The organism is Pseudomonas sp. NBRC 111127 (assembly GCF_001320345.1).
Classification (GTDB): domain Bacteria; phylum Pseudomonadota; class Gammaproteobacteria; order Pseudomonadales; family Pseudomonadaceae; genus Aquipseudomonas; species Aquipseudomonas juntendi.
Genome location: NZ_BCBD01000041.1, coordinates 1 through 26,296, shown reverse-complemented (window position 1 = coordinate 26,296; position 26,296 = coordinate 1). Strand labels below are relative to the sequence as shown.

The window sequence follows — 26,296 nt, the reverse complement described above, 5'->3', positions numbered from 1 at the left end:
AGCCGTTTCTATGCGGTGCGACGGCCGCAGATCCTCAGGGATGTCTTCATGAACACGAGCAACGCCACCTGCCGCCTGGGCCTGGACCAGCCCCGGCACCGTTCGCTGAGCGCCGACGGGCGCCTGCGCCTGCAACTGGACGAAGCCTACGGGCAGTGCCACACCGACCTGCTGCAACTGGAGCAAGGCCTGTCGCTGGGGCGCCTGCATTACCACCCCACACGCCCGCTGGTGGAGGAGACCTGCGGGCCGCATGACGGCCACGTGATGGTGGTGACGGTGGGGCTGCAGGGAAAATCCGGCTTCATCGGCCAGGACGGCAGCAGCCTGGCGTTCGAGGCGGGGCACACCACCATCACCGCCTTCCGTGCCACGCTTGGCGAGCGCCGGTACCAGGCCAACGAAACCGCTTCGCAACTGCGCGTGGTGATCGACCACGCGACGCTGTGCAAGTACGTGGGCGAGGCACGGGCCACTGAAGTGCTGGGCAGCGGCCGGTTGCACCGCCTGGATTTCCGGCCCAGCTCCCAGGCCGCCCAAGCCCATGCCGCCGCGCTGGTGCGCTACCTGCAACCGGGCGGTCTGGACCCGGCCCACCGGCTGGACCTGCATATCCACACCCTCAGCCTGCTGGCCGAGCAGTTCAACCTGCTGGCGCCGCCACCCAGCGCCGCCGCGGCCTTGAGTACCAGTGACGTGCAGCGTATCGAGCGGGCGCGCAACCTGTTGTGCGAGCAACTGGACAAGCCGTTGACCGTGGATTACCTGGCCACGGCGGTAGGCATGAACGAACACAAGCTCAAGGAGGGGTTCCGTTACCTGTTCGACACCACACCGGCACGCATGCTGCTGGAATTGCGCATGCGCAAGGCCATGACCTTGCTGGAGGCCGGGCAACAGGTGGCGCAGGCGGCGTGGCAGGTGGGGTACAAATACCCGAACAACTTCACCGTGGCGTTCACCCGCTATTTCGGGCGGTCACCAAAGTCGATCTTCGGGCGCAAGCGCTGAGCCCGGTCAGGGCGCCGCTGCGGGCCATGGCGTGGGTCGCAGCGGCGCGCCCCCCCTACAGCTCGAAGCTGACCCTCATCCCCACCTCGCGTGGCGGGCTGTACACGGTCACAGCGCCATTGAGCAATCCCTGGGCGTCGTAGCGCTTGTCCAGCAGGTTGTCGACATAGGTGCTGACGGTGTACTGCCCGAAGCGGTAGCCAGCGCTCAGGTCAACCAGGCCGTAGCCGGGGCGCCGATAGGTATTGGCAGCGTCCAGATACACCTTGCCCACCGCACTCAGCGCGCCCTGTACGTACCAGCCGGCATCGGCGTCGTAACGCAGGCCCAGGTGGCCGGTGAAGTCCGGGGCGAACGGGTTGCGGTTATCCTCGTAGTCGTTGCTCCCCTCGCGGAACCGCTCGAAGCGGGTGCGGTTCAGCCCCAGCGCTGCAGTGAGGGTCCAGCGTTCGCCCAGCAGGTATTCCAGGTCCAGGTCCAGGCCGGTGGAGGTCGCCGCCGCCGCATTGGTGATGTACACCAGCCCCTGCTGCACCAGTTGCTGCACCTGCATGTCACGCACCTGCATGCGGTACAGCGCCGCCGAGTAGCGCAGGCGCTGGTCCGCGGTCAGGCCCTTCAGGCCCACCTCAAGGCTGCGCACCTGCTCCGGGTCGTACGCCGGGTTGCCGGCGCTGCTAGCGAAGGCATTGAAGCCTCCCGCACGCATGCCCTGGCTGTAGCTGACATAGGCCTGGGCATCCTCGCTCAGCGCATACTGCAATGCCACCTTGGGGGTGAAGTGCTGCCAGCTGTCGGACTGGTTGCGGTTGCCTGCCGGGTCGATCCAGGCACGTGCGTACTCATAGCGGCCACCCAAGGTCAACGACCAGGCCCCGGACAGCGGCTGCAGCCATTGGCCGAACAGCGCGGCGGTATTGCCACCCAGGCCGGCCTGGGTGCGGCTGAGCCCCATCGGCAGTTTCTGCTGGTAATCCAGGTCGTGGTCTTCACGGTCGGCATACGCGCCCAGCAGCCAGCGGCCTTGCCCGTGGCTGCCACTCAGGCGCAGTTCCTGGCTCAGGGTTTCGAAGTGGTAGTCGCGGGCCAGGTGCATGAGGTCGCTTGGCTGGAAGTCGGTGTCCTGGCGTAGACGGTCGTCGAACACGCTGCGTGCGGTGATCGAGCGCAGTTCCAGGTCGCCGCCCAGTTGCCGGCGCAGGTCCAGCGACCAGGTGTCGCCGCTGGAGTGGTTACGCCCGGCCAGCCCGGAATTCACTGCCCGGTCGCGGCCCGTGCGGCTGCCCCATTGCGCGGCCTGGTCGCGGTATTTCAGGGTGCTGTAGCGCAGGGTCGCGTCGGTGAGCGCGTCCGGCGTCCAGCGCAGGGTCAGGCGGCCGCTCTGGCGCTCGCGGTCGTCGGCTTTGCCACCGGCGAAGTCGTCGTCCAGGTAGCCGTCCTGGCTTGTCCATTGGCCGGCGGCGCCTGCATACAGGGTGCCTTCTATCAGCGCGGTGCTCAGGTCGGCGCTGACCAGGCGCTTGTCACGGCTGCCCAGCCCGGTTTCCACCCGGGCGTAGTCGGCGTCGCCCGGCTGGCGCGTGAACACGCTGAGCACGCCGGCCTCGGCGTTGCGACCGTACAGTGCCGATTGCGGACCGCGCAGGATCTCCACGCGCTCGACGCCCACCAGGTCATTGTCGAAGCCTTGGCCGCGCAACACCGGCACGCCGTCGACCAGCATCAGCAGCGAGTTGGAGAAGGCCGTGGCATTGGAGGTCAGGCCGCGCACCACCGGCAGTTGCGTACCCGACTGGCCAAAGGGCTGGAAGGTGAACCCCGGGGTGCGCCGCACCAGTTGTTCCAGCGAGTCCACCGGTGTGCTCTGCAGGGTCCTGGCGTCGATCACCGAGAGGCTGGCAGGCAACTGGTCGCGGGCTTGTTCAAGCTTGTCGCTGGCCACCACCGTGTCTTCCAGCACCAGCCGTTCGCTCGCGCTCGTCGGCGTCATACCGCCTGCGACCACCAGCCCTGTGAAAACCCCCACCAGCGTTGTTCTGGCCATGCCCGTTCCTCGATGTTGGCAACGCGCACCCCGCACGGGCACGCAACGGCCGGCATTGTAGCGCCTGACCGAGAATCATTCGCGTCTGTAACCTATGCGCCAGCGACGGTTTCCTATGCGTGGCCGCGGATGGAGCACCACCAGCACCAGGCTTTTGTTCCGCAGCATGAAACCAGTTTCGGTTGTGTGCCACGGCAGGCCAGGTTTAGCTGGCAGCCAGCACGACCTGCCTCACCCGTCGTGACCTCAAGGCGAACAACGAGAACGGGAAACCACCCGCACAAGGAGACTGCACATGTCCCGACATCAGCACATCCTGGCCTGGCTGAACGAGGTGGCCAGCGACCTGCACGCAATCCGCCATGATATTCACGCCCACCCGGAACTGGGTTTCGAAGAAAACCGCACCTCAGCGCTGGTCGCCGGCCACCTGGAACAATGGGGCTACGAGGTGCACACCGGCATCGGCAAGACCGGCGTGGTGGGCGTGCTGCGCCATGGCAGCAGCCAGCGCCGCCTGGGCTTGCGTGCCGACATGGACGCGCTGCCCATCCATGAGGCCACCGGTGCCGCCTACAGCAGCCAGCACCAAGGCTGCATGCACGCCTGCGGCCACGATGGGCATACCACCATGCTGCTCGGTGCCGCCCGCTACTTGGCCGCCACCCGGCAGTTCGACGGCACACTGACGCTGATATTCCAGCCGGCAGAAGAGGGGCAGGGTGGTGCCGAGGCGATGCTGGCCGATGGCTTGCTGACGCGTTTTCCCTGCGATGCATTGTTCGGCATGCACAACATGCCAGGGTTGCCCGCGGGGCAGCTGGGCTTGCGGGAAGGGCCGATGATGGCTTCGCAAGATCTGCTCACCGTAACCCTGGACGGCGTGGGGGGCCACGGCTCCATGCCGCACCTGACCGTCGACCCGCTGGTCGCCGCCGCCAGTGTGGTGCTGGCATTGCAAACCGTTGTGGCGCGCAATATCGATGCCCAGGAGGCAGCGGTTGTGACGGTGGGGGCCCTGCAGGCCGGCGAAGCGGCCAACGTGATCCCGCAACAGGCACTGCTGCGCCTGAGCCTGCGGGCGCTGGATGCTGAAGTACGGGCGCAGACCCTGCAGCGGGTGCGGGCGATCATCACCCACCAGGCTGAAAGCTTCGGCTGCCGCGCCAGCATCGAGCACCGCCCGGCGTACCCCGTGCTGGTCAACCACCCGGCAGAAAACGCCTTCGCCACCCAGGTAGCCGTGGAGTTGCTGGGCGCCGACGCGGTGGATGCCAACACCCGCAAGCTGATGGGCAGCGAGGATTTTGCCTGGATGCTGCAACGCTGCCCGGGTGCCTACCTGTTCATCGGCAACGGCGTCGCGGGGCCGATGGTGCACAACCCCGGCTACGACTTCAACGACGACATCCTGCTGACCGGCGCTGCCTACTGGGGCGCGCTGGCAGAGCGCTGGCTAGCACCGGCCTGATCCTGCCGTTTTACCGACTGCCGCTGGAACCCGGGTGCGACCGTGCCCGGGCGATCACCCAATCACCGTGTGGAGTGTTCCCTATGCAGACTTCGAGTAATGGCGTGTCGCGCACCCGGCAAGTGGTGGCTGCCGTCATCGGCAACGCCCTGGAGTGGTATGACTTTATCGTGTACGGCTTTCTGGCCAGCATCATCGCCCGGCAATTCTTCCCCTCCGACGATGAATACGCCTCGCTGCTGATGGCCCTGGCCACCTTCGGTGTCGGCTTTTTCATGCGCCCGGTGGGCGGTGTGCTGCTGGGCATGTACGCCGACCGCAAGGGTCGCAAGGCGGCGATGCAACTGATCATCCGCCTGATGACCGTGTCGATCGCCATGATCGCCTTTGCCCCCGATTACCTGGCCATTGGCATGGCCGCGCCGCTGTTGATCGTGGTGGCGCGCATGCTCCAGGGCTTTGCCACGGGCGGTGAGTACGCCAGCGCCACGGCCTTCCTGGTGGAGAGTGCCCCGGCCCACCGCAAGGGCCTGTACGGCTCCTGGCAACTGGTGGGGCAATGCCTGGCGGTGTTCGGCGGTGCGGCAATGGTGGCACTGGTTACCCACCTGTGCTCGCCTGCGGCGCTGGACAGCTGGGGCTGGCGTATCCCGTTCGTGCTGGGCCTGCTGATCGGCCCGGTAGGGCTGTGGATTCGCAAGCACATGGAAGAGCCCGAGGCGTTCATCGAGGCCCGCCGCCAGGCCAAGGGCCGTTCGCCCAGCCTGCTGCAGGTGCTGCGTGAACACCGGCGCAGCCTGCTGGTGGCCATGGGCCTGGCTTCTGGCGCCACAGTGTCGTTCTATGTGGTGCTGGTGAACATGCCGACGTTTGCCCACAAAAGCCTGGGCCTGCCGTTGGACCAGGTGCTGCTGGTGCAGATGCTCGCGGTGGGCCTGATGACGGTGGTCATTCCACTGGCCGGTGCGCTGTCGGACCGTTTTGGGCGGCGGCCGGTGCTGATGGCCTTCACCTTGGCATTCTTCGTGATGGTCTACCCGCTGTATGTCTGGGTCGCCGCGGCGCCATCCCTGGAGCGCCTGCTGGTCATGCAATTGCTGCTGTGCACGGCCATCGGCGGTTTCTTCGGCCCGGCGCCGACTGCCCTGGCCGAGCAGTTCCCGGTCGAGGTGCGTTCCACCGGCGTGTCGGTGGCCTATAACGTGGCCGTCATGGTATTCGGTGGCTTTGCCCCGTTGATCGTGACCTGGCTGACCCAGGCGCTGGGAACCCCGGTGGCGCCATCGTTCTATGTACTGTTTGCCTGCCTGCTGACCTTGTTGGCTACCTACTGCCTGAAAGACGCACCCCGGGCGGGCAACCGGGCTGCCTTCAACCTTGGAGTGAAACCGTGAAGCCGCTTGTCATCGACCCCATTGTCGCCCTCGGCGCCGAAGCCTTGTCCCAAGCCATACACGCCCGCCAGCTGTCGTGTCGCGAGGTGATGCAGGCCTACCTGGTGCACATCGAGCGGTGCAACCCACGGGTCAATGCGCTGGTCTCGCTGCGCCCGGCCGCGGCGCTGCTGGCCGAAGCCGACCAACGGGACCGCGAACTGGCCCGCGGCCATTCACGCGGCTGGATGCATGGCATGCCCCAGGCCATCAAGGACCTGGCGGCCACGGCCGGGCTGCGGACCACACTGGGTTCGCCGCTGTTCGCCGACCAGGTTCCCCTGCACGACGCGATCAGTGTGGCGCGGGTGCGGGCCAGTGGCGCCTTGATCGTGGGCAAAAGCAACGTGCCCGAGTTCGGCCTGGGGTCGCAGAGCTACAACACCTTGTTCGGCACCACCACCAATGCCTACGACCCGACACGGGTGGCAGGGGGCAGCAGCGGTGGCGCGGCGGCGGCACTGGCGATGCGCCTGCTGCCGGTGGCCGACGGCAGCGACATGATGGGCTCGTTGCGCAACCCGGCGGCGTTCAACAACGTGTTCGGCCTGCGCCCATCCCAGGGGCGGGTGCCCCACGGCCCTGCGCCGGAATTGTTCGTACAGCAGTTGGCCACCGAGGGGCCGATGGGCCGCAGCGTGACCGATGTGGCCCGGCTGTTGTCGGTTCAGGCCGGGGCCGATGCACGGGCACCGCTGGCGCTGAGCGAAGGCCGGCGCGATTTCGCCGCCGGCTTGCAACGTGATCTGCGCGGCGTACGGGTGGGCTGGCTGGGGGACTACAACGGCTACCTGCCGATGGATGACGGGGTGATGAGCCTGTGCGAATCGGCCTTGGCCGATTTCGCCGAGCTGGGCTGCCGGGTCGAGGCCTGCCAACCGGCATTCGACCTGGCTCGCTTGTGGCAGTGCTGGCTCACGCACCGCCACTTCCTGGTGCATGGCAACCTGAGCGCAGCCTATGCCGACCCGGCCCGGCGCACACTGCTCAAGCCCGAAGCACAGTGGGAGGTGGAAGGCGGCTTGCAGTTGAGTGCTGCAGCGCTGTACCAGGCTTCGCTGGACCGCAGTGACTGGTACCGCGCCATGGCTGAGCTGTTCGAGCATTACGATTTCCTGCTGCTGCCATCGGCCCAGGTGTTCCCTTTCGATGCGGGCCTGCCATGGCCGCAGCGGGTAGGCGGGCGGCCCATGGACACCTACCACCGCTGGATGGAAGTGGTGATCGGGCCGACCCTGGCCGGCTTGCCGAGCATGAGCGTGCCGATCGGTTTCAACCCTGGCGGCTTGCCCATGGGCTTGCAGATCATTGGCCCGGCCCAGGCAGACCATGCCGTGTTGCAGTTGGCCTATGCCCATGAACAACTCACCGGCTGGGTGCAGCGTTGCCCGCCGCCCAGCCTGCAGGCGCCATGAGGTGCTGGCCAGGCGCGCTTTTTGCTGGCTATGCTGACCCTCCGGCAACCAGGAGGTCATCCCCATGGGCATCACGGCAGAAGGTGGCGGCGTGCGTTCGGTGGAGCGGGCGCTGGCCATCGTCGACCTACTGGGCGAGCACCAGGCACTGGGCCTTGAAGAGCTGCATTACCTGACTACACTGCCCAAGGCCACGGTGTCGCGCATGCTTGCTACCTTGCAGGTGCAGGGCTGGGTTTATCGCGGCCTCAGCGACCGGCGCTATCGGCTGTGCTCGCGGCGCTTGTACGGTGACCGCCAGTTGCGCTTCAAGCGGCGCCTGGTGGAACGCGCCGCGCCGATGCTGCTGGAGTTGAGCGAACGTACCGGGTTGGTAGTGGACCTGTCGTGTTTCGATGGTCAGCGGCTGGAGGTCATGGAAAGCGCCATTCCGCAGATCCTGCGCAAGCGTTACCCGCATACCTGCCAGATCGTCGGCCATCATGCCAGCCTGTTCCATTCGGCGATGGGCCGTGCCTGCCTGGGTGAGCTGGGGCTGGAGGAGGTACAACGCCTGGCGGCCGATGCGCGGCTGGGGGACGATGCGTTGCTGCGCGATATCGAGAAAGAGGCACACAAAGGTTTCGGCCAGCGCACCGAGGGCCACTGGGAGTATCCGGTACGCCTGCCGCACCTGATTCGCGCCATTGCCTTGCCCGTGCATGCCGAAGGCCGCCTGGCCGGGAGCATCGCCTTGCACTGGCCATTGGACCAGGCGCCTGTCGAGCGGGTACTTAGCCTGCACCTGAGCAGCCTGGCGAGCACGGTTGGCGAGGTGCAGCGGGCGTTGGCCTGAGGCTGGCGGTCGTGCTTTCGCACCCTATGGCCGCTCTTGATGCCTGATGCTGTTTACTTGAGGGTGATGCCACACTGATTGGGGCTGCTGCGCAGCCCATCGCAGGCAAGCCAGCTCCCACAGGTACAGCGCACACTTCAAGCATTGCACCGTCCTGTGGGAGATTCTATGGTTTCTGGCAAGGGTAGCCGCTGTTTCTTCAGTGCCTGTGGCAACCGCCTGTCAGCCCTGATGCAATCCCTGTGGGAGCTGGCTTGCCTGCGATGGGTCGCAGAGCGGCCCCAACTGCTCAAGTGGATAGCTGGGGTAGCCCTTCATCGGTGCCAGTGCAACAACCTAGCGCTCCAGGCTGTACATCCGGCATTCCGCCAGCAAGGCCAGCAGGTTCGGCTCCCGCTCCCGCGCCTTCAGAAACACCACGCCGATATGCTGCTGCAAACGGTACTGCGGCTGCAGGGCTATCAGCCTGACGCGGTTTTCGTAGACGGCCGCGATGCGCCCCGGCAGCAGGGCAAAGCCCACGCCCGAGCTGACCATGCTCAGCAGGGTGAAGATGTCGTTGACCTGCATGGCGACCTTTGGCTCGAAGCCGGCTTGCTGGAAGACCCGGGCGCCATCGCGGTGTGTGGCAAACCCTTGGGTCAGGGTGATGAAGGTGGAGTCGGCCAGGTCGGCCAGGTCCACCTCGGCCTGCTCGGCGAAGGAGGAATCGGTGGGTACGGCGAGGAAGATGTCGTCGGAAAACAGCGGCAGTTGTTCGCAGGCCGGGTCGCTGACGCTCTCGTCCAGGGAGACGAGAATGGCCTCCAGTTCATGGTTTTTCAGGCGCTGCAGCAGGTCGAGGTTGGAGCCCAGGGTGAGGTCGATGTTCAGTTCGCTGCGCCGCAGCTTAAGCCCCATCACCAGCTTGGGCACGGTTTTTACCGTTAGCGAGTACAGCGCGCCCAGGCGAAAGCGCTCAGCGTAGAAGCCGGCGGCTTCGCGGGTCTGGCGCACCATCTGCTCGGCGTCCTGGATCAGCAGGCGGGCTTTCTTTTCCAGTACGTAGGCGCTTTCCAGCGGAATCAGCTGCCGGCCTTCGTGCTTGAAAAGGGCGCAGCGCAGGGCGCTTTCCAGCGAGTGGATGGCACGGTGCACGCTGACCGAACTGGTGCACAGTTCGGCGGCAGCGCGGCTGAGGTTGCCGCTGCGCATGAAGGCGAGGAAGGTTTCCAGCTTTTTCAGGGTGAGTTCTTCGTCGATCAGCATGGGGTGGCCTGGGCAGCGCGGTGGTTGGGATGGCTAGGGCTTCAATGGTGCTGTCGAGGATCAAGCGCGGTGGCGTTGCTCGAGCAATGCCCACAACTGGGTATCGTTGAAATCAGCGATGACCAACTGTGCCCCCGCTGCCCGCAACCGCTCAGGCGTTTGCGTGGTGGCTACACCGACGGTAAAGATACCGGCCGCAGTGGCTGCAGCCACCCCCGGCAAGGAGTCCTCGAAAGCCAGCGCCTGCCCGGCCGCGGCGCCCAGCCGCTGCAGCCCGGTAAGGTAGGGCAGCGGGTCGGGCTTGGGCCGGGCCAGCTCGTCGGCCACGACCACATGCTCGAAGCGCTGGGCCAAGCCCATGGCAGCGAGCATGTGCTCGGCATTGAGCCGCGGCGCGTTGGTGACCACGCACATGCCGAGGGCGTGGGCCTGGGCATGTTCCAGCAGGCGCAGCAGGCCTGGCATGGGCTGCAACGCCGGCGACATCTCCCGGAACAAGGCTTCCTTGCGGTCGGCCAGCCTGGCGCACTGTTCGGTAGTGGCGCCGGGGAACAGTTCGGCGAACAGCTCGCCATTGGCCCTGCCGCTGACCTGGGCCTCGAACTGGGCCTGGCTCAGCTCGCGGCCGTCATGGTCACGCAGCAGTTGGCGAAAGGCCTGCAAGTGCAGGCTGTCGGTGTCGGTAAGGGTTCCGTCGAGGTCGAACAGCAGGGCGGTGAGCATGGGGTATCCCGTTCAGAAAGACTCAAGCCGGGGGATCATAACCAATGCAGACGACGAAGGGGTCTGTTCAGCGCGCGGCGAAAGGAGTACAAATGTTCTCCATGAACAACCTTACCCCCAAACGCCGCGCCATTTTCGACTTCATCCGCGAGCGCATCAGCGACCACGGTCAGCCGCCGAGCCTGGCGGACATCGCCACGCGCTTCGGTTTTGCCTCGCGCAGCGTCGCGCGCAAACACATCACCGCCCTGTGTCAGGCGGGTTATATCGATGTCACCCCCAACCAGGCGCGGGGCATTCGCCTGGCCGACCCCCTGCGCCGGCCAGAAATGCTCGAAGTCCCGGTGCTCGGCCAAGTGGCGGCAGGTGCCCCGATCGGCCCGGACCTGGGCATCCACGAGCAGTTGCTGCTCGACCCCAGCCTGTTCCGCCGCACCCCCGACTACCTGCTCAAGGTGCGTGGCGATTCGATGATCGATGACGGCATCTTCGACGGTGACCTGGTCGGCATCCTGCAACAGGCCGATGCCCGTGATGGCCAGATCGTGGTAGCCCGGCTCGACGGCGAAGTCACCATCAAGCGCCTGCAACGCGTGGGCAAGCACTACCGGTTGTTGCCACGTAACCCAGCCTATGCGCCTATCGATGTGCTCCCCACGCAGGAGTTCTTCATCGAAGGCGTGTTCTGTGGCTTGCTGAGGCGTGACTGATGGGCGCGGTGGTCGACCTCGACCGGCTGTTGGACCAGCGCCGGGTATGGCGCGGCCGGCAGGCCCAGGCGCGACCGCTGGGCCTGCAGCCAACCGGCCATGCCGCGCTGGACGAACGTTTACCGGAAGGCGGTTGGCCGGCAGCCGCATTGAGCGAACTGCTGTTGGCGAACCCGGGTTGTGGCGAATTGCAGTTGCTGTGGCCAACCCTGGCACGCCTGAGCGCAGAAGCCAGCCGCGTGGTGTTGGTGGCGCCGCCTTTCATTCCCTATGCGCCGGCCTGGCAGGCCGCGGGGGTAGACCTGCGCTGGCTGGTGCAGGTAAACGCCGAACCCGCTGACGTCCTGTGGGCCGCCGAGCAGTGCCTGCGCTCGGGCAGTTGCGCGGCAGTGCTGTGCTGGCCCGAGCGTGCCGATGACCGTGCCCTGCGGCGCCTGCAAGTGGCGGCGGAAACCGGCCAGGCTCTGGCCTTTGCCTGCCGGCCGCAGCAGGCCGCCCACAACCCGTCACCGGCAGCATTGCGCATCGCCGTGGATACCCGCCCAGCCCAATGGCGGGTGCTGAAAAGCCGAGGCGGCATGCCCCCGGCCCTGCCCATTGCCAGCCCGTGGCAGGGCTGATGCAACATGCTCTGGGCCTGCATCCTGCTTCCGCAACTGGCGTTGGACACCGTCCTGCGCGAGCGCGAAGACCCAGCCAACCCCCTGGCCATCATTGGCGGGCCCAGCCAGCGGCGGGTGTTGCAGGCAGTCAACCCCGCAGCGGCAGCACTCGGCCTGCGGGCCGGGCAAACCCTGACTGCTGCACGTGCGCTGGCCGATGGTTTCACCTGTATCGAAACAGACCCCAGGCGCATCGAGCGCATGCAGCAACTGCTGGCCGCCTGGGCCTACCGTTTCAGTGCCCAGGTCAGCCTGCATTACCCGCGTGCGCTGTTGCTGGAGGTGGGCTCAAGCCTGCAGCTGTTCGGCCCATGGCCCGTGATGGAAGCACGCCTGCGTCAGGAACTGGCTGAACTGGGCTTGCGCCAGCGCATCGTGGTAGCCAGCAACCCGGTGGCAGCACGCATGCTGGCCAATGCCCACGATGGCCTGGTTGTCGCCGATGCCGCTGCCACCCGTAACGCGTTGCTGAACATGCCCATCCAGCGCATCGGCTTGCCGCCAGAGGCTGCCGAAGCCTTTGCCCGCATGGGCCTGCGGCAACTCGGCCAGGTGCTGGCGTTGCCGCGCGACACCTTGGCCAAACGCTTTCCCGCCCAGGTGCAACTGCACCTGGATCAGTTGCTCGGCCTGCGCACCCTGGGGTTGGACTTCTACCTGCCGCCCGATCGTTTCGAGAGCCGGCTGGAGCTGAACTTCGATGTTGAATCGCACCAGGCGCTGTTGTTTCCGCTGCGGCGCATGCTCAACGACCTGGCCGCATTCCTGGCCGGTCGCGATTGTGGCGTGCAGCGCTTTTGCCTGCACCTGGAGCATGTCGAAGGCCCGGACACGTTGCTGAAGGTCGGCTTGCTGGCCGCCGAGCGCGACGCCGCGATGCTGTTCGAACTGGCCCGTGGGCGCCTGGAGCCGCTGCGTATTCCGGCCCCGGTGCGCAACCTGCGGTTGGTCGCCGAAGACCTGCCAGCCTTTGTGCCACAACACCAGGCGTTGTTCGACCCACGGGCGCAACAGGCGCAACCTTGGGAGCAATTGCGCGAGCGCTTGCGCGCGCGGCTGGGCGATGAGGCCGTCCAAGGCCTGAGCGCGGCCGCCGATCACCGGCCCGAATGTGCCTGGCAACTGGCAGAGCAGGGGGCGCTCGGGGGCATGCCGGTGGCCCCGGGCAGTCGCCCTGGTTGGTTGCTGCCCGCGCCGCTGGCGCTGGATGAGGCTGGCTACCGCTTGCTGGGCCCTGGCGAGCGCATCGAGTCGGGCTGGTGGGATGGTGGCGATGTACGCCGCGATTACTACCGCATCGAAACCCGCGACGGCCTGCGTGGCTGGGCCTACCGTGACCTGGGCCAGGCTGGCCCGCTTTGGTTGCAGGGCTGGTTCGCATGAACTCCGCCCCGTATGCCGAGCTGCATTGCCTGTCCAATTTCAGTTTCCAGCGCGGCGCTTCGAGCGCCGACGAACTGTTCCGGCGGGCCAAAGAGCAGGGTTACCAGGCCCTGGCGATCACTGACGAATGTACGCTGGCCGGTATCGTGCGCGCCTGGCAGGCGGCCAAGGTGCACCAATTGCCGCTGGTTGTCGGCAGCGAAGTGCAGTTGCACGAGGGCCCCAAGCTGGTGCTGCTGGTTGCCGACCTGGCGGGCTACCAGAATCTGTGCGCACTGATTACCCGCGCCCGACGGCGGGCGGAAAAGGGCGACTACCAGCTTTTTCGGGATGACCTTCAGCAGCACCATCACGGTTTGCTGGCCTTGTGGCTGGCGGGCGACAGGGGCGATACGGCCACCGGCCAGTGGTTGCGCGGGCTGTTTGCTGAGCGCCTGTGGTTGGCCGTGCACCTGCACCGTGGCAGTGACGATGCCCGGCACCTGCAGGGCCAGCAAGCCCTGGCGGCCGAGCTGGGTATTCGCGCGGTGGCCTGTGGCGATGTGCATATGCATGTGCGCGGCCGCCGGGCGTTGCAGGACTGCATGACTGCGATTCGTCAGCATTGCCAGGTGGCCGAAGCCGGGCGTTTTCTGTTTGCCAATGGCGAACGGCACTTGCGCAGCCCGGTACAACTGGCAGAACTCTACCCGCCCGAGATGCTGGCCGAGACCCTGGCCATTGCCCAGCGCTGCCAGTTCGACCTCGGCCAACTGCACTACCAGTATCCACGCGAACTGGTGCCTGAAGCCCATACCCCGGCCACTTGGCTGCGTGCTCTGTGCGAGCAGGGCTTGCCCGTGCGTTGGCCACACGGGCCGAGCGCCAAGGTGCGGCAGGTGCTGGACACGGAGCTGGCGCTGATCGAAGAGCTGGGGTACGAAAGCTACTTTCTGACCGTGCACGACATCGTCGCCTTCGCCCGGCGCCAGCGTATCCTGTGCCAGGGCCGCGGCTCGGCGGCCAATTCGGTGGTGTGCTTCGTGCTGGGCATCACCGAGCTCGATCCCATGCAGCACCGCCTGCTGTTCGAGCGTTTTTTGTCACGCGAGCGCAACGAGCCGCCCGATATCGACGTGGATTTCGAACACGACCGCCGTGAAGAAGTGATCCAGTACGTGTTCCGCCGTTATGGGCGGCACCGTGCTGCGCTGACGGCGGTGGTCAATACCTACCATGCTGCAGGTGCCGTGCGCGATGTCGCGCGTGTGCTGGGTTTGCCCATGGACCAGGTCGATGCCCTGGCCAAATGCTGTGGCCGCTGGAGCGACCGCATACCCGACGAACAACGCCTGGCCGAGGCCGGGTTCGAAGCTGGCAGCCCGTTGTTGCGGCGGGTACTGATACTGGCCGGCGAGTTGATCGGCTTCCCCAGGCACCTGTCGCAGCACCCGGGCGGGTTTGTCATCTCGCAGCAACCGCTGGACCAGCTGGTGCCGGTGGAAAACGCCGCCATGGCCGAACGTACCGTCATCCAGTGGGACAAGGACGACCTCGACATGGTCGGCCTGCTCAAGGTGGACGTGCTGGCGCTGGGCATGCTCAGTGCCTTGCGCCGTTGCTTCGACCTGCTGCAGCGCCACCGTGGCCGTGAACTGACCCTGGCGACCATCCCCAGCGAAGACCCCGCCACCTACGCCATGATCAGCCGCGCCGAGACCATGGGGGTATTCCAGATCGAGTCGCGCGCGCAAATGGCCATGTTGCCGCGGCTGCGGCCCAACACCTTCTACGACCTTGTGATCGAGGTGGCCATCGTGCGCCCCGGGCCAATCCAGGGCGACATGGTGCACCCCTACCTGCGCAGGCGGCTGAAGCAAGAGCCGGTGACCTACCCGTCGCCAAAACTGAAGGAGGTGTTCGAGCGCACCTTGGGTGTGCCGCTGTTCCAGGAACAGGTGATGGAGCTGGCCATGGTCGCAGCCGACTATTCACCAGGCGAGGCCGATCAGTTACGGCGCAGCATGGCCGCCTGGAAACGCCATGGCGGTCTTGAACCGCACCGCCAGCGCTTGCTGCAGGGCATGTTGCGCAATGGCTACGAGTTGGCATTCGCCGAGCGCATTTTCGAACAGATCAAAGGCTTCGGCAGCTATGGTTTTCCAGAGTCGCATGCCGCCAGCTTTGCCTTGCTGTGCTATGCCAGCAGCTGGCTCAAGTGCCATGAACCGGCCATTTTCACCTGCGCCCTGGTCAACAGTTGGCCCATGGGCTTCTACAGCCCCGACCAACTGCTGCAGGAGGCGCGGCGCCAGGGCATCGAGGTACGGCCGGTGGATGTCTGCCACAGCGAATGGGACTGCACGCTGGAGCCGGATGCCCAGGGCACCTTGGCCTTGCGCATGGGCTTGCGCCTGGTCCGGGGCCTGGCCGAAGCCGACGCCAGGCGCCTGGAGCAGGCCCGGGCGCAGCAGCCATGGCGCGACGTGGAAGACCTGTGCCTGCGTGCCGGGCTGGCCACCCGCGCGCGGGCCTGCCTGGCGGATGCCGGCGCGCTTCGCGCCTTGGCCAGCGACCGGCATCAGGCGCGCTGGCAGGTGGCGGCCGTGCAGGCGCAACTGCCGCTGTTTGCCGATGTGCAGGCCGTGCCGGAGGTGGCGGTGCAATTGCCGGCCCCAACAGTGGCGCAGGACCTGGTGGCCGATTACCAGGCATTGGGTACCACATTGGGGCCGCACCCGTTGACCTTGCTGCGTACGCGTCTGCGGGCACTGGGCTGCCGCAGTTCTGCAGAACTGCAAGGCCTGGAGCATGGCGACAACATCGCCGTGACGGGGCTGGTGGTGGGGCGGCAGCGGCCGCAGACCGCCAGCGGGGTGACGTTCGTTACCCTCGAGGACGAACACGGTATGGTCAACGTGGTGGTATGGCGGGCGCTGGCCGAGCGGCAAAGGCGGGCGCTGGTGGGGGCGCAGTTGCTCAAGGTCAGCGGGCGGCTGGAGCAGCAAAATGGCGTGCGCCATCTCATAGCGCGGCGGTTGGAAGATGTGACCGCGCTGTTGCAGGGGTTGGACGTGCGAAGCCGCGACTTTCATTAACTTCGCGGGCTTCCCCGCGGCGGCGCGGCCACGCATTCACGAAAATGCCCTGGCGGACTACACCATCGCCAAGCGCTGCTTGCGGGTGGGCGCCGGGAAGGCCAGGTCGATTGCGCGCAGGTCTTCGCGGGTCAAGGCCAATGCACCCGCTGCTGCATTCAGCCGAACATGCTCGGGCGCCACGGCTTTGGGGATGGCAATGATGCCATCATCACGGGTAACCCAGGCCAGGCAGACCTGAGCCGGCGTGGCACCATGGCGCTCGGCTATTTCTGCCAGCACCGGGTGCTGCAACAAGCGCCCGGCCTGGGCCAACGGGCAGTAGGCCATGGTCGGTAGCGCGCGTTGTTGGCACCAGGGCAGCAAGTCGAATTCGATGCCCCGCTGGGCCGGGTTGTACAGCACCTGGTTGGTGGCGCAGGCAGGGTTGTTCAATTCGCGCAGGTCGTCGATATCGAAATTGGAAACGCCCCAGCGCTTGATCTTGCCCTGCTCGCGCAAACGCTCGAAGGCGTCGACGGTTTCTTCCAGCGGGTGCTGGCCCCGCCAGTGCAGCAGGTACAGATCGATGCACTCGGTACCCAGGCGTGCCAGGCTGCGCTCGCAGGCGGTTGCCATGCCCTGCCGCCCGGCATTGTGCGGGTAGACCTTGCTGACCAGGAACACCTGGTCGCGGCGCCCGGCAATGGCCTGGCCAACCACGGTCTCCGCACCGCCTTCGGCATACATTTCGGCGGTGTCGATCAGGCTCAGGCCCAGCTCGATACCCTGTTGCAAGGCCGCTACCTCTGCCGCCTTGCGCCCAGGGTCTTCGCCCATGTACCAGGTGCCTTGGCCAATGGCCGGCACGCTCGCGCCTGCCAGTTTCACGTAACGCATGTCACCTCCGGGGGCTGTGTATGGGACAGTAGAACTTCAAGCAACGCCAGCGCTGCGGTGGACAGTTTGTGCTCGCTCAGGGCAATTACCCCAATGCGCCGCTCGACCGTGGGTTCGACCAGGGGCACGCAGCGTGCACCCAGTTCCTGCATCTGGTTGATGCACAGGGCCGGCACCGCGCTAACGCCCAGGCCGCTGGCAACCATGCGGCCGATGGTCGCCAGTTGGTGGCTTTCGAACGCCACGGCCAGTTTGCCGTGCTGGGCGGCAACATTCTGCTCCATCAACAGGCGTACCGCCGACGGCCGCTGCAGGGCCACGAAATCTTCGGCCATCAGTTGCGCCCAACTGACCTGTTTCAACAACGCCAAGGGTGAGTCAGCGGGCACCACTGCGACAAAACGGTCCATGTACAGCGGGTGGAAGTGCAGGCCGTCGGTATTGTCCGGCTCGAAACCAATGCCCAGTTCGACTCGGCGGTGGCGCACCAGTTCCTGCACCTGTTCGTTGATCACATCGTGCACGGTGACGTTGACCTTGGGGTAGCGTTGGCGGAACACCTTGAGCGAATGGGGCAGCAGGTTACCGGCGAACGACGGCATCGCCGCCACCGAGACCCGGCCCAGTTGCAGGGTGAAGCGTTGCCGCAGCATCTCTTCGGTATCGTCCCAGTCGGCCAGCAGCCGCCGCGCCAGCGGCAGCAGCACTTCGCCTTCGGCCGTCAGGCTGACGCTGCGGGTGGTGCGGCTGAGCAGGGCGCCGCCCAGGTTTTCTTCCAGGGCCTTGATGGTCAGGCTCAGGGCCGGTTGCGATACATGCAGGTGTTCACCGGCCTGGGCGAAGCTCTGGTACTTGGCCACGGCGACAAAAGCGCGCAGTTGCTTGACGTTCATGACGGGCCTATCGTTTGTTTTGCGAAATTTATCAATCGATGATGAAAACAAAATTAACAAATCAGTCGCTTGCGGTGAAGATGGCTATACACGCTCACCGACAGCCTCGTCGGTTCAACAACTACAAAAGGCGGATCAGCATGGCCGGACTGGACAAGCGCGTTGCAACCTACGAACAGGCCCTCGACGGGCTGACCGACAACATGACGGTACTGGCCGGTGGTTTTGGCCTGTGCGGCATTCCGGAAAACCTCATCAGCGAAATCAAGCGCCGTGGCGTCAAGGGCCTGACCGTGGTCTCCAACAACTGCGGGGTGGACGGCTTCGGCCTGGGGGTGCTGCTGGAAGACCGGCAGATCCGCAAGATGATCGCCTCCTACGTGGGCGAAAACGCCGAATTCGAGCGTCAGTTGCTCAGCGGTGAACTGGAAGTGGAGCTGACACCCCAAGGCACCCTGGCCGAAAAAATGCGCGCTGGCGGCGCTGGCATCCCGGCGTTCTTCACCGCCACCGGCTACGGCACGCCGGTTGCCGAAGGCAAGGAGGTTCGCGAATTCAAGGGCCGCAAGTACATCCTCGAAGAGTCCATCACCGGTGACTTCGCCATCGTCAAGGGCTGGAAGGCCGACCATTACGGCAACGTGGTGTACCGCAACACCGCGCAGAACTTCAACCCGCTGGCGGCCACTGCCGGCAAGATCACCGTGGTCGAAGTGGAAGAAATCGTCGAGCCCGGTGTGCTGCTGCCGAGCGAGATCCACACCCCAGGCATCTATGTTGACCGGGTGATCGTCGGCACCTTCGAAAAGCGTATCGAAAAGCGCACCGTCAAGGCCTGAGCGGCCTCCACCAGAACAACAAAGAGATCCTGACCATGGCACTGACCCGCGAACAGATGGCGCAACGCGTCGCCCGTGAACTGAAGGACGGCTACTACGTCAACCTGGGTATCGGCATTCCTACCCTGGTGGCCAACTATGTACCCGCCGACATGGATGTGATGCTGCAATCGGAAAACGGCCTGCTCGGCATGGGCGAGTTCCCCACCGAAAGCACCCTCGACCCCGACATGATCAACGCCGGCAAGCAGACCGTCACCGCCCGCCGGGGTGCCTCGATCTTCGACTCGGCGCAGTCGTTCGCCATGATTCGTGGCGGCCATGTCGACCTGACCGTGCTGGGTGCGTTCGAGGTAGACGTGCAGGGCAATATCGCCTCGTGGATGATCCCGGGCAAGCTGGTCAAGGGCATGGGCGGCGCCATGGATCTGGTGGCGGGCGCCGAGAACATCATCGTGACCATGACCCACGCGTCCAAGGACGGCGAGTCCAAGCTGCTGGCGCAGTGCAGCCTGCCGCTGACCGGTGCCGGTTGCATCCGCAAGGTGCTGACCGACCTGGCCTACCTGGAAATTGAAGACGGTGCGTTCATCCTGCGCGAAACCGCACCCGGGGTTAGCATCGAGGAAATCGTCGAGAAGACTGCCGGCAAACTGATCGTGCCGGATGATGTGCAGGAAATGACGTTCTAAGGCGTTACGCCACCCAACCCTGTAGGCGCAGGTTGCACCGCTGAGTGTGTCGGTACATTACCGGCATGGTCGCGAGTCAACCTGTACCTACAGGGTTTTTGCGTTGTCTGTTTCACCTCATAAAACCAATAAAAGGAATGCCACTGTGGCCGCTGAAATTCAAGACAGCCGTAGCGCGCGCTTTGCCTTGCGCTGCTCCAACTGGGCCGAACGCTGGTTCCCCGACTCCTGGGTATTCGCCGCCTTGGCGGTGCTGCTGGTGTGCATCGGCGCGCTGGCCATGGGGGCCAAGCCGACCGACACCGCCAAGGCCTTTGGCGATGGTTTCTGGAGCCTGATTCCGTTCACCATGCAGATGGCTTTCGTGGTCATCGGTGGCTATGTGGTCGCCAGTTCGCCACCGGCGGCACGCCTGATCGACCGCCTGGCGCGTATCCCTGGCAATGGCCGCTCGGCCGTGTGCTGGGTGGCACTGATCTCGATGCTGGCTTCCTTGCTCAACTGGGGTCTGTCGCTGGTGTTCGGTGGTTTGCTGGTGCGCGCCCTGGCGCGGCGCACCGACCTGAAGATGGATTACCGTGCTGCGGGGGCGGCCGCCTACCTGGGCCTGGGCGCTGTGTGGGCACTGGGCCTGTCTTCGTCGGCGGCGCAGCTGCAGGCCAACCCGGCCAGCTTGCCGCCTTCGATCCTGTCGATCACCGGCGTCATCCCGTTCACCGAAACCATCTTTCTCTGGCAATCCGGGGTAATGCTGGCGGCACTGGTCATCGTCTCGCTGGTCATCGCCTACGCCACGGCACCGGGGCCGAACAGCGCACGCAGCGCCGAAGCGTGTGGCGTGGACCCCAGCTTCACTGCACCGGCGGCACCCCAGCGCACCCGCCCCGGTGAATGGCTGGAGCACAGCCCCATCCTGATTCTGCTGCTGGTCGCCCTGGCCGCCGGCTGGCTGTACCAGGAGTTCGCTACCAAACCGGCGATTACCGCCATCTCCGGGCTGAACACCTACAACCTGTTGTTCATCATGCTCGGTGCCCTGTTGCACTGGCGCCCGCGCAGTTTCCTCGACGCCGTGGCGCGGGCGGTACCGACCACCACCGGGGTGCTGATCCAGTTCCCGCTGTACGGTTCGATCGCGGCCATTCTCACCCAGGTGAAGGGCGTGGACGAACAGACCCTGGCCCACCACATATCGTTGTTCTTCACCCAGATCGCCACCCACGACACCTATGCCTTGCTGATGGGCGTGTATTCGGCGGTGCTGGGCTTCTTCATCCCGTCGGGCGGCGGCAAATGGATCATCGAAGCGCCCTACGTGATGTTGGTGGCCAACGACCTGCAATACCATCTGGGCTGGGCGGTGCAGATCTACAACGCGGCAGAAGCCTTGCCGAACCTGATCAACCCGTTCTACATGCTGCCACTGCTGGGCGTGCTGGGGCTCAAGGCACGCGACCTGATCGGCTTTTCCTTCGTGCAACTGCTGGTGCATGTGCCGCTGGTGCTGGTATTGCTCTGGGCGCTGGGCACCACGCTGCAGTATGTGCCACCGGTGATGCCATGAGCGGCGGCTCCACGTATCATGCCCGGGCTGCCTTGGCCTGGGAAACACGCGTCACATGTCTATCCGATTGAAACTGCTGCGCAAGAAACTGGGAATGACCCTGGAAATGCTGGCCGAAAAGACCAGCATGACCAAAAGCTACCTGTCCAAGGTCGAACGTGGCCTCAACACGCCGTCGATTGCTGCCGCCCTGAAGCTGGCGCGCGCATTGAACGTGAATGTCGAGGAACTGTTTGCCGAAGAGCAGGCCGGCCAGAGCCGCTATAGCCTGGTGCGCCACGGCGAGCGCCAGGCGCTGGTGGGTGACGGCCAGGGCCCCGGCTATGCGGCGTTGACCAGCCAGGTGGGGCAGCGCAGCCTGGTACCGTTCCTGATCCAGCCGCCTTCGGAGTTTAGCGACCCGACCTTCAAGGAGCACCAGGGCGAAGAGTTCCTGTTCGTGCACGCGGGCCAGGTGGAGGTGGACTTCATGAACGAGCGGGTGCTGCTGGAGCAGGGCGATGCCTTGCATTTCAACGCGCAAACCCCGCATCGCCTGCGCTCGGTAGGCGCGCAGCCGGCGCAATTGCTGGTGGTCGTTCACCATGCCGAGGAATGAGCCGGGCAGGGCGCTGTTGCAGGCCTGCCTGAACCTTTCACTTTCTCATCCGTGAAACGCTGGCATCCAGCAGCTGGCTGGGTGCAGCACTTCTTGTATGTCGTTTTTTTGACGAATCTGCCTGCCGCCCATTGAATTTTATTATGGTGTCGGATCATTGACGTAGTGTCACTGTGCCCATAAGCTCAATTCAACAGCGACACAAACCCCGCACTACCTCGCCAATAACTCATTGATTTTCCTGTTTAAAGGAAGGGCGTATGCGCACGACTCTGATAATCAAATCGATGTTCTTGCTGGTGCTCTTGAGTGGCGCTGCGCGCGCAGCCGATTCGTATATAAGCCAGAACAGTATCATTCCTGTTTCAACGGCTGGCTGGTTCTTTGCGTTCGCTGTTGTCGGTTTTGTGGCGGTGGCCAACCGCCGGAAAATCTGAACACCCTTTGCCGCAAGTCGCGGGGTGGGGTTTTGCCGATGGCTTGTTAATTCACCAACCGTTGCTATATTCCCTGTAGCCCATGAAGGTCCATGGTTTCAGGCACCGCAGCCCAGGCTGCACAGCGTCAAGGTAAGGGCCTCCAGGAAGGTCGAGGCCGTCGCGGCAGTGGTGGGTCGCGAAGCGGAGCGAGAGTTGGTGCGTTGTTCTCATACAGTGCTCTTTGTCGGGCCATTTGGCCGGAGGGACCCTCATGATGCGTTCATTGTTTGCCGCGTTCTGCTTGTTGACGGTGTGGTCGAGTGCCAGTTGCGCCGATACCGGCAGCTCTGCGTATTTGCTCAGCCCTGGCGATGTGGTGATGGTATCGGTCTGGCAGGAAGACAGCTTGCGCCAGGAAGCGACCGTACTACCCGATGGCAGTATCACTTTCCCACTGGCCGGGCGCATCAATGTTGCCGGGCTCGATGTAACCGCAGTCGAAAAGCAAGTGGCTGCCAAACTTGAAAAATACCTTCCCGACCCGAATGTCAGCGTTGTCGTCAAGAGCATCGCCGGCAACCTGGTCTATGTCCAGGGCAAAGTGATCAAGCCGGGGCCGGTGCAGATGGCCGGGCCGACCGCCGTGTTGCAGGCGCTGAGCATGTCGGGTGGCCTGGACAAGTTTGCCGACGAAAGCGAGATCAAGGTAGTTCGTGGCGCAGGCGCTTCCCAAAAGATCTTGCCCGTGCGATATAAGGACCTGGTGTCTGGGCGCGATATGTCCACCAACATCCAACTTCAGGCTGGCGACACGCTGGTCGTTCCTTGATCTTGCCTTCAATAAGAACATTTAATGCCACTTCTCAGAACAACTAGCATTGCAACGGCAATCTTGGTCTTGCCGTTTACGGAATCGGCCCTGGCGGCAAATTGGCAGTCTACGGTGGTGGTGCCGACATCCGTCGAGTACGACAGCAACCCGTTGTTGCTGACGTCGGGCGAGAAGGGCATCACGCGCACGATCATCGCGCCCGATTACACCCTGATCGGCACCTTCGACCGTGACGAACTGAGACTGGGGCTGGGCATGAATGTGTTGCGCTCGTCCGACACCAACGTAGTCGATAACCGCGAGGACCCTGATATCAGCCTGGGCTGGCAGCGCACCACCGAGCGCGGGCGTTTTGGCCTGGTGGCACGCTACAACGAAAGCTCGACGCTGTCGGGCACTGTGCTGGATACCGGGGTGATCACCACCGACGGCACGCAGAAGCTCTACACCTTGACCGGCAACTGGAGCCAGGCGGTTACCGAGCGCAGTACCTTGAGCAACGAAACCACCTACAGCCGCGCCCGGTATGACGTCAGCACGCTGACGGGTTACAACGAACTGGCCAACGTTTTTACCTGGACCTATGCCTGGAGCGAGCGCGCCGATGTGTATACCCGCTTCGGCGCGCGGCGCTACGAGCCCGAGCAGGACCTGACCGCCACCGCTTCCAACAGTTACACCCCGGCTGTGGGCATCAAGTACCAACTGGCCGATGGCCTGAGTGCCGATGCCCACATTGGTGTCAACCAGGTGTCGGGCGATGAAGGCGGCCGACGCGGGGAGGGTGGGGTGGCGTTGCTCTATACCGGTGTGCGGGCCGATGCCAGCTTCACCGCCGAACGCAGCACGGTGGCCAGTGCCGAAGGCGGCTTCGCCGAGCTGGACCAGGTACGCGGGGTGTGGAGCTATGCCGTTACCGAGCTGACCCGGGTGGGCGCAGACGCTGCCTGGCAAGACAGCAAAGGGCAGTCACCGAACACACTGCAAACGTACAGCGTATGGGCCAGCCGAGAGTTCTCGCCGTATTGGGACCTGCGCCTGTCGCTGATGTACAAGGAACGCCAGCAGGACCACGTACCGGATGCAACCGCAACCATCGTGGGTTTGACGTTGACGTACAGGTACCCCGACATCTGAACTTCAGGCAGGTGGCCCCATGAAGTCTGACTACGAGCTATCCCTCAGAGATTACATCGCCATAATCAAGGACCGAGCCCTGGTGCTAGGGGTGAGTGCCGTAGTCATTCTGGCCGCGACCGTGGCGGTGGCTTTGATGGTGCCGCCGATCTACCAGTCGACCGGCACTATCCTGGTGGAGTCACAGCAGATTTCGCCCGAGCTGGTATCAACCAACAACACCAGTTTTGCCGATGAACGCATCGAGGTGATCCGCCAGCGTGTCATGACCCGCGAGAACCTGCTGCGCATCATCGACAAGTACGACCTGTTCGCCGACAAGCGTCTTGGCGAGAGCGACAAAATCGACCAGATGCGCAACGCCATCGTGGTCGAGACCCTTACCACGTTCGTGCGTGGCAGGGGCGAGGCGACCGTGGCCTTCAATGTGTCGTTCGAGCACAAGCAGCCGCAAGTGGCCAAGCAGGTCGCCGATGAGCTGGTATCGCTGTTCCTCAACGAAAACCTCAAGCAGCGTACCGAGCGGGCCAACGAAACCACCGAGTTTCTCACCCAGGAAGCCAACAAGCTGGGCGCTGAGCTGGCCAGCCTGGAAAACCAGCTGGCCGATTTCAAGCAGGCACATGCCAATGCACTGCCCGAGCACCAGACGCTGCGCATGAACATGCTGTCGCGTTCGGAGCTGGAGTTCCGTGAGGTCGACCGGGACTACAAGGCTGCGCAGGAAGAGTTGCGTTACCTGGAGCTCGAACTGTCGGCAGCCAATGCCGGCCTGGCGACCAAGGCTGCCGATGGCGCGCGCCCTGCCGCTGCCGACCAGGCCCAGGACCTGCCAAGCCTGAAAGCAGAGTACGCCCGGCTGTTGACCCGTTACAAGGAAGCCCACCCCGATGTGGTGGCGGTCAAACGCAAGATTCAGGCGCTGGAGGCCAGTGGTGGTCGCACCAGCACTGCTTCTTCGGTCAGCCTGGATGTTGCCCGGGTACGCGCCAAAATGAGCGCCGCCCAGGAACGCATCGCTTCGCTGGCCGAGCAAAAGCGCGAACTGACCCGAAAAATGGAAGGCTATGAAGCCGAGATCCTGGAGGCGCCGCAGGTCGAGCGTGGCTTGGTCACCCTGATGCGTGACCACGACAACGCACGCAAGAAATACGAAGAAATCCGCGCCAAGGAAATGAGCGCGAAAATCACCGAAAGCCTGGAGCAGGAAAACAAAGCCGAGCGCTTTGTGCTGCTGGAGCCGCCCCTGTTGCCCGAGAAGCCGATCAAGCCTAACCGCAAGAAGATCGCCGCGCTGGGGCTGGTTCTGGCGCCGGCCGGTGGCGGCGCGCTGGTCATGTTGCTGGAAATGCTCAACCAGCGGGTACGGGGCGTTGGTGCTCTGGAGAACCTGCTGGGCAAACGGGTGTTGGTGGCACTGCCGTATATCGAGACGCGGGCCGATGTGGCCAGGCGCAAACGCTGGCGTAACCGCTTGATCGTGGCGGCCTTGGCGCTGGCGGCTATCATGATAGTGCTGGTGCACGTGTACTACATGCCACTGGATGTGCTGCTGTACAAAGTCATGTCGCGGTTCGTATAGGGAATGCAGTGATGGACAGGACCAAGCCGGCTGTTGGCAACACTATTCATCAGGTCACACCGGGTACCCCTCAGCCGCTGTCGCCGGCCCCTGGCACGGCGCTGGCGGAGGTGCCGGGGCAGTTCGACTACGTCAACACCAAGGTGGTGCCACTGCATCCAGACCACCTGGAGCGCAACCGCATTGTGGCGTTCAACAAGAACTCGAACATGAACGGGCCGATCGACCTGCTGCGCACCCAGGTGCTGCGGCTGATGGACGAGAACGGCTGGCGCACCCTGGCCATCACCTCGCCCACGCCGGAGGCAGGCAAAACCGTGTTGGCGGTCAACCTGGCCATGAGTATTGCCCACCACACCACCAAGACCGCCTTGCTGGTGGACTTCGACCTGCGCCGGCCCAAGGTGGGGAGCACATTGGGGCTGCCGATGGAGCATGCACTGAATGAGTTCCTGAACGACAAGTCGCCACTGCAGGACTGCCTGGTCAACCCGACCTTGCCGCGCTTCGTGGTGCTGCCGACCCGGGTGCCGGTGCCGTTGTCGACCGAGGTGTTGTCGTCGCCCAAGGTGAGTAACCTGATTGGCGAGTTGCGCAACCGCTACGAGTCGCGCATCTGCATTTTCGACCTGCCGCCGTTGCTGAGCTCCGACGACGCGATCACCGTCATACCCAAGTTCGATTGTGTATTGCTGGTGGTGGCCAATGGCATGAACAACAAGAAAGAAATCGAGGACTGCCTGCACCACCTGGCAGGGGTCAACCTGATTGGTACGGTGTTGAACAAGGCTGACGAACAGCCGCGTACCTATTACTGAGGCTACGCTAAGTTACCGCGGGTGAACCCGC

The 26,296-nt window shown here is 64.5% G+C and carries 23 protein-coding genes; 18 read left to right on the top strand and 5 right to left on the bottom strand.

Annotated elements, in window-relative coordinates:
* Nucleotides 1-48 precede the first annotated feature (48 nt).
* Nucleotides 49-1,011 carry an AraC family transcriptional regulator gene (locus APH30_RS10330; RefSeq protein ID WP_054912468.1) on the top strand — a complete coding sequence of 321 codons (963 nt, stop codon included), beginning with the start codon at nucleotides 49-51 and terminating at the stop codon, nucleotides 1,009-1,011.
* A 55-nt stretch (nucleotides 1,012-1,066) separates the two neighbouring features.
* Here APH30_RS10330 and APH30_RS10325 read toward each other — a convergent pair whose 3' ends face one another.
* Nucleotides 1,067-3,055 carry a TonB-dependent receptor gene (locus APH30_RS10325; protein WP_054912467.1) on the bottom strand — a complete coding sequence of 663 codons (1,989 nt, stop codon included), beginning with the start codon at nucleotides 3,053-3,055 and terminating at the stop codon, nucleotides 1,067-1,069.
* A 295-nt stretch (nucleotides 3,056-3,350) separates the two neighbouring features.
* On the opposite strand from APH30_RS10325, the gene APH30_RS10320 reads away from it, so the two are divergent.
* The 4 genes from APH30_RS10320 to APH30_RS10305 all read left to right on the top strand — a co-directional run bounded on the left by APH30_RS10320 (nucleotide 3,351) and on the right by APH30_RS10305 (nucleotide 8,209).
* Complete coding sequence (locus tag APH30_RS10320) at nucleotides 3,351-4,526, top strand: M20 aminoacylase family protein (RefSeq protein WP_054912466.1); 1,176 nt, start codon at nucleotides 3,351-3,353, stop codon at nucleotides 4,524-4,526.
* 83 nt (nucleotides 4,527-4,609) lie between these two features.
* On the top strand, nucleotides 4,610-5,920 hold the full coding sequence (locus APH30_RS10315; RefSeq protein ID WP_054912465.1) for a citrate-proton symporter: 1,311 nt from the start codon (nucleotides 4,610-4,612) through the stop codon (nucleotides 5,918-5,920).
* On the top strand, nucleotides 5,917-7,374 hold the full coding sequence (locus APH30_RS10310; protein WP_054912464.1) for an amidase: 1,458 nt from the start codon (nucleotides 5,917-5,919) through the stop codon (nucleotides 7,372-7,374). Before APH30_RS10315 ends, APH30_RS10310 begins: the two co-directional genes overlap by 4 nt.
* A 64-nt stretch (nucleotides 7,375-7,438) precedes the next feature.
* Nucleotides 7,439-8,209: an IclR family transcriptional regulator gene (locus APH30_RS10305; RefSeq protein ID WP_029886042.1), complete on the top strand. Its 771-nt coding sequence runs from the start codon at nucleotides 7,439-7,441 to the stop codon at nucleotides 8,207-8,209.
* A 336-nt stretch (nucleotides 8,210-8,545) separates the two neighbouring features.
* Here the strand turns inward: APH30_RS10305 and APH30_RS10300 are convergent, their stop codons facing one another.
* The gene (locus APH30_RS10300; protein ID WP_054912463.1) at nucleotides 8,546-9,457 is read right to left on the bottom strand and encodes a LysR substrate-binding domain-containing protein; all 912 of its coding nucleotides are present in this window, start codon (nucleotides 9,455-9,457) and stop codon (nucleotides 8,546-8,548) included.
* Nucleotides 9,458-9,517: 60 nt separating this feature from the next.
* Nucleotides 9,518-10,180 (bottom strand): HAD family phosphatase, encoded by a 663-nt coding sequence (locus APH30_RS10295; RefSeq protein WP_054912462.1) that lies wholly within the window; start codon nucleotides 10,178-10,180, stop codon nucleotides 9,518-9,520.
* Nucleotides 10,181-10,272: 92 nt separating this feature from the next.
* On the opposite strand from APH30_RS10295, the gene lexA reads away from it, so the two are divergent.
* The 4 genes from lexA to APH30_RS10275 are packed head-to-tail and all read left to right on the top strand — an operon-like array spanning nucleotide 10,273 to nucleotide 16,012.
* Entirely contained in the window at nucleotides 10,273-10,890 is a 618-nt protein-coding gene (gene lexA / locus APH30_RS10290; RefSeq protein WP_054912461.1) for a transcriptional repressor LexA, read from the top strand.
* Nucleotides 10,890-11,510 (top strand): translesion DNA synthesis-associated protein ImuA, encoded by a 621-nt coding sequence (gene imuA / locus APH30_RS10285; RefSeq protein WP_054912460.1) that lies wholly within the window; start codon nucleotides 10,890-10,892, stop codon nucleotides 11,508-11,510. Before lexA ends, imuA begins: the two co-directional genes overlap by 1 nt.
* A 6-nt stretch (nucleotides 11,511-11,516) precedes the next feature.
* Nucleotides 11,517-12,935: a DNA polymerase Y family protein gene (locus tag APH30_RS10280; protein ID WP_054912459.1), complete on the top strand. Its 1,419-nt coding sequence runs from the start codon at nucleotides 11,517-11,519 to the stop codon at nucleotides 12,933-12,935.
* Nucleotides 12,932-16,012, top strand: coding sequence for an error-prone DNA polymerase (locus APH30_RS10275; protein ID WP_054912458.1), 3,081 nt, complete (start codon nucleotides 12,932-12,934; stop codon nucleotides 16,010-16,012). The genes APH30_RS10280 and APH30_RS10275 overlap by 4 nt, the downstream gene beginning before the upstream one ends.
* Before the next feature lie 57 nt (nucleotides 16,013-16,069).
* Here the strand turns inward: APH30_RS10275 and APH30_RS10270 are convergent, their stop codons facing one another.
* Together APH30_RS10270 and APH30_RS10265 are read right to left on the bottom strand one after the other, a co-directional pair.
* Nucleotides 16,070-16,891, bottom strand: a complete 822-nt coding sequence (locus tag APH30_RS10270) for an aldo/keto reductase (RefSeq protein ID WP_054912457.1) — start codon at nucleotides 16,889-16,891, stop codon at nucleotides 16,070-16,072.
* A complete protein-coding gene (locus APH30_RS10265) occupies nucleotides 16,879-17,784 on the bottom strand; it encodes a LysR family transcriptional regulator (protein ID WP_054912456.1) in 906 nt (301 codons plus the stop codon). Before APH30_RS10265 ends, APH30_RS10270 begins: the two co-directional genes overlap by 13 nt.
* Nucleotides 17,785-17,924: 140 nt before the next feature.
* Here APH30_RS10265 and APH30_RS10260 point away from each other — a divergent pair, with 140 nt between their 5' ends.
* The 9 genes from APH30_RS10260 (at nucleotide 17,925) to APH30_RS10220 (ending at nucleotide 26,265) form a co-directional block, all read left to right on the top strand.
* Nucleotides 17,925-18,623, top strand: a complete 699-nt coding sequence (locus tag APH30_RS10260; protein WP_054912455.1) for a CoA transferase subunit A — start codon at nucleotides 17,925-17,927, stop codon at nucleotides 18,621-18,623.
* Nucleotides 18,624-18,658: 35 nt separating this feature from the next.
* Nucleotides 18,659-19,315 carry a CoA transferase subunit B gene (locus tag APH30_RS10255; protein ID WP_009682728.1) on the top strand — a complete coding sequence of 219 codons (657 nt, stop codon included), beginning with the start codon at nucleotides 18,659-18,661 and terminating at the stop codon, nucleotides 19,313-19,315.
* Between the two features lie 145 nt (nucleotides 19,316-19,460).
* Nucleotides 19,461-20,879 carry a short-chain fatty acid transporter gene (locus APH30_RS10250; RefSeq protein ID WP_029885422.1) on the top strand — a complete coding sequence of 473 codons (1,419 nt, stop codon included), beginning with the start codon at nucleotides 19,461-19,463 and terminating at the stop codon, nucleotides 20,877-20,879.
* Between the two features lie 55 nt (nucleotides 20,880-20,934).
* A complete protein-coding gene (locus tag APH30_RS10245; RefSeq protein ID WP_029885423.1) occupies nucleotides 20,935-21,477 on the top strand; it encodes a helix-turn-helix domain-containing protein in 543 nt (180 codons plus the stop codon).
* A gap of 260 nt (nucleotides 21,478-21,737) precedes the next feature.
* Nucleotides 21,738-21,914 (top strand): EPS-associated small membrane protein EppA, encoded by a 177-nt coding sequence (gene eppA / locus APH30_RS29060; RefSeq protein WP_009682731.1) that lies wholly within the window; start codon nucleotides 21,738-21,740, stop codon nucleotides 21,912-21,914.
* 253 nt (nucleotides 21,915-22,167) lie between these two features.
* Nucleotides 22,168-22,725, top strand: a complete 558-nt coding sequence (locus APH30_RS10235) for a polysaccharide biosynthesis/export family protein (protein WP_029885424.1) — start codon at nucleotides 22,168-22,170, stop codon at nucleotides 22,723-22,725.
* Between the two features lie 24 nt (nucleotides 22,726-22,749).
* The gene (locus APH30_RS10230) at nucleotides 22,750-23,865 is read left to right on the top strand and encodes a hypothetical protein (RefSeq protein ID WP_033690383.1); all 1,116 of its coding nucleotides are present in this window, start codon (nucleotides 22,750-22,752) and stop codon (nucleotides 23,863-23,865) included.
* Nucleotides 23,866-23,884: 19 nt separating this feature from the next.
* Nucleotides 23,885-25,447 carry a Wzz/FepE/Etk N-terminal domain-containing protein gene (locus APH30_RS10225; protein WP_054912453.1) on the top strand — a complete coding sequence of 521 codons (1,563 nt, stop codon included), beginning with the start codon at nucleotides 23,885-23,887 and terminating at the stop codon, nucleotides 25,445-25,447.
* Between the two features lie 11 nt (nucleotides 25,448-25,458).
* Nucleotides 25,459-26,265: a CpsD/CapB family tyrosine-protein kinase gene (locus APH30_RS10220; RefSeq protein ID WP_009682735.1), complete on the top strand. Its 807-nt coding sequence runs from the start codon at nucleotides 25,459-25,461 to the stop codon at nucleotides 26,263-26,265.
* Nucleotides 26,266-26,296 lie beyond the last annotated feature (31 nt).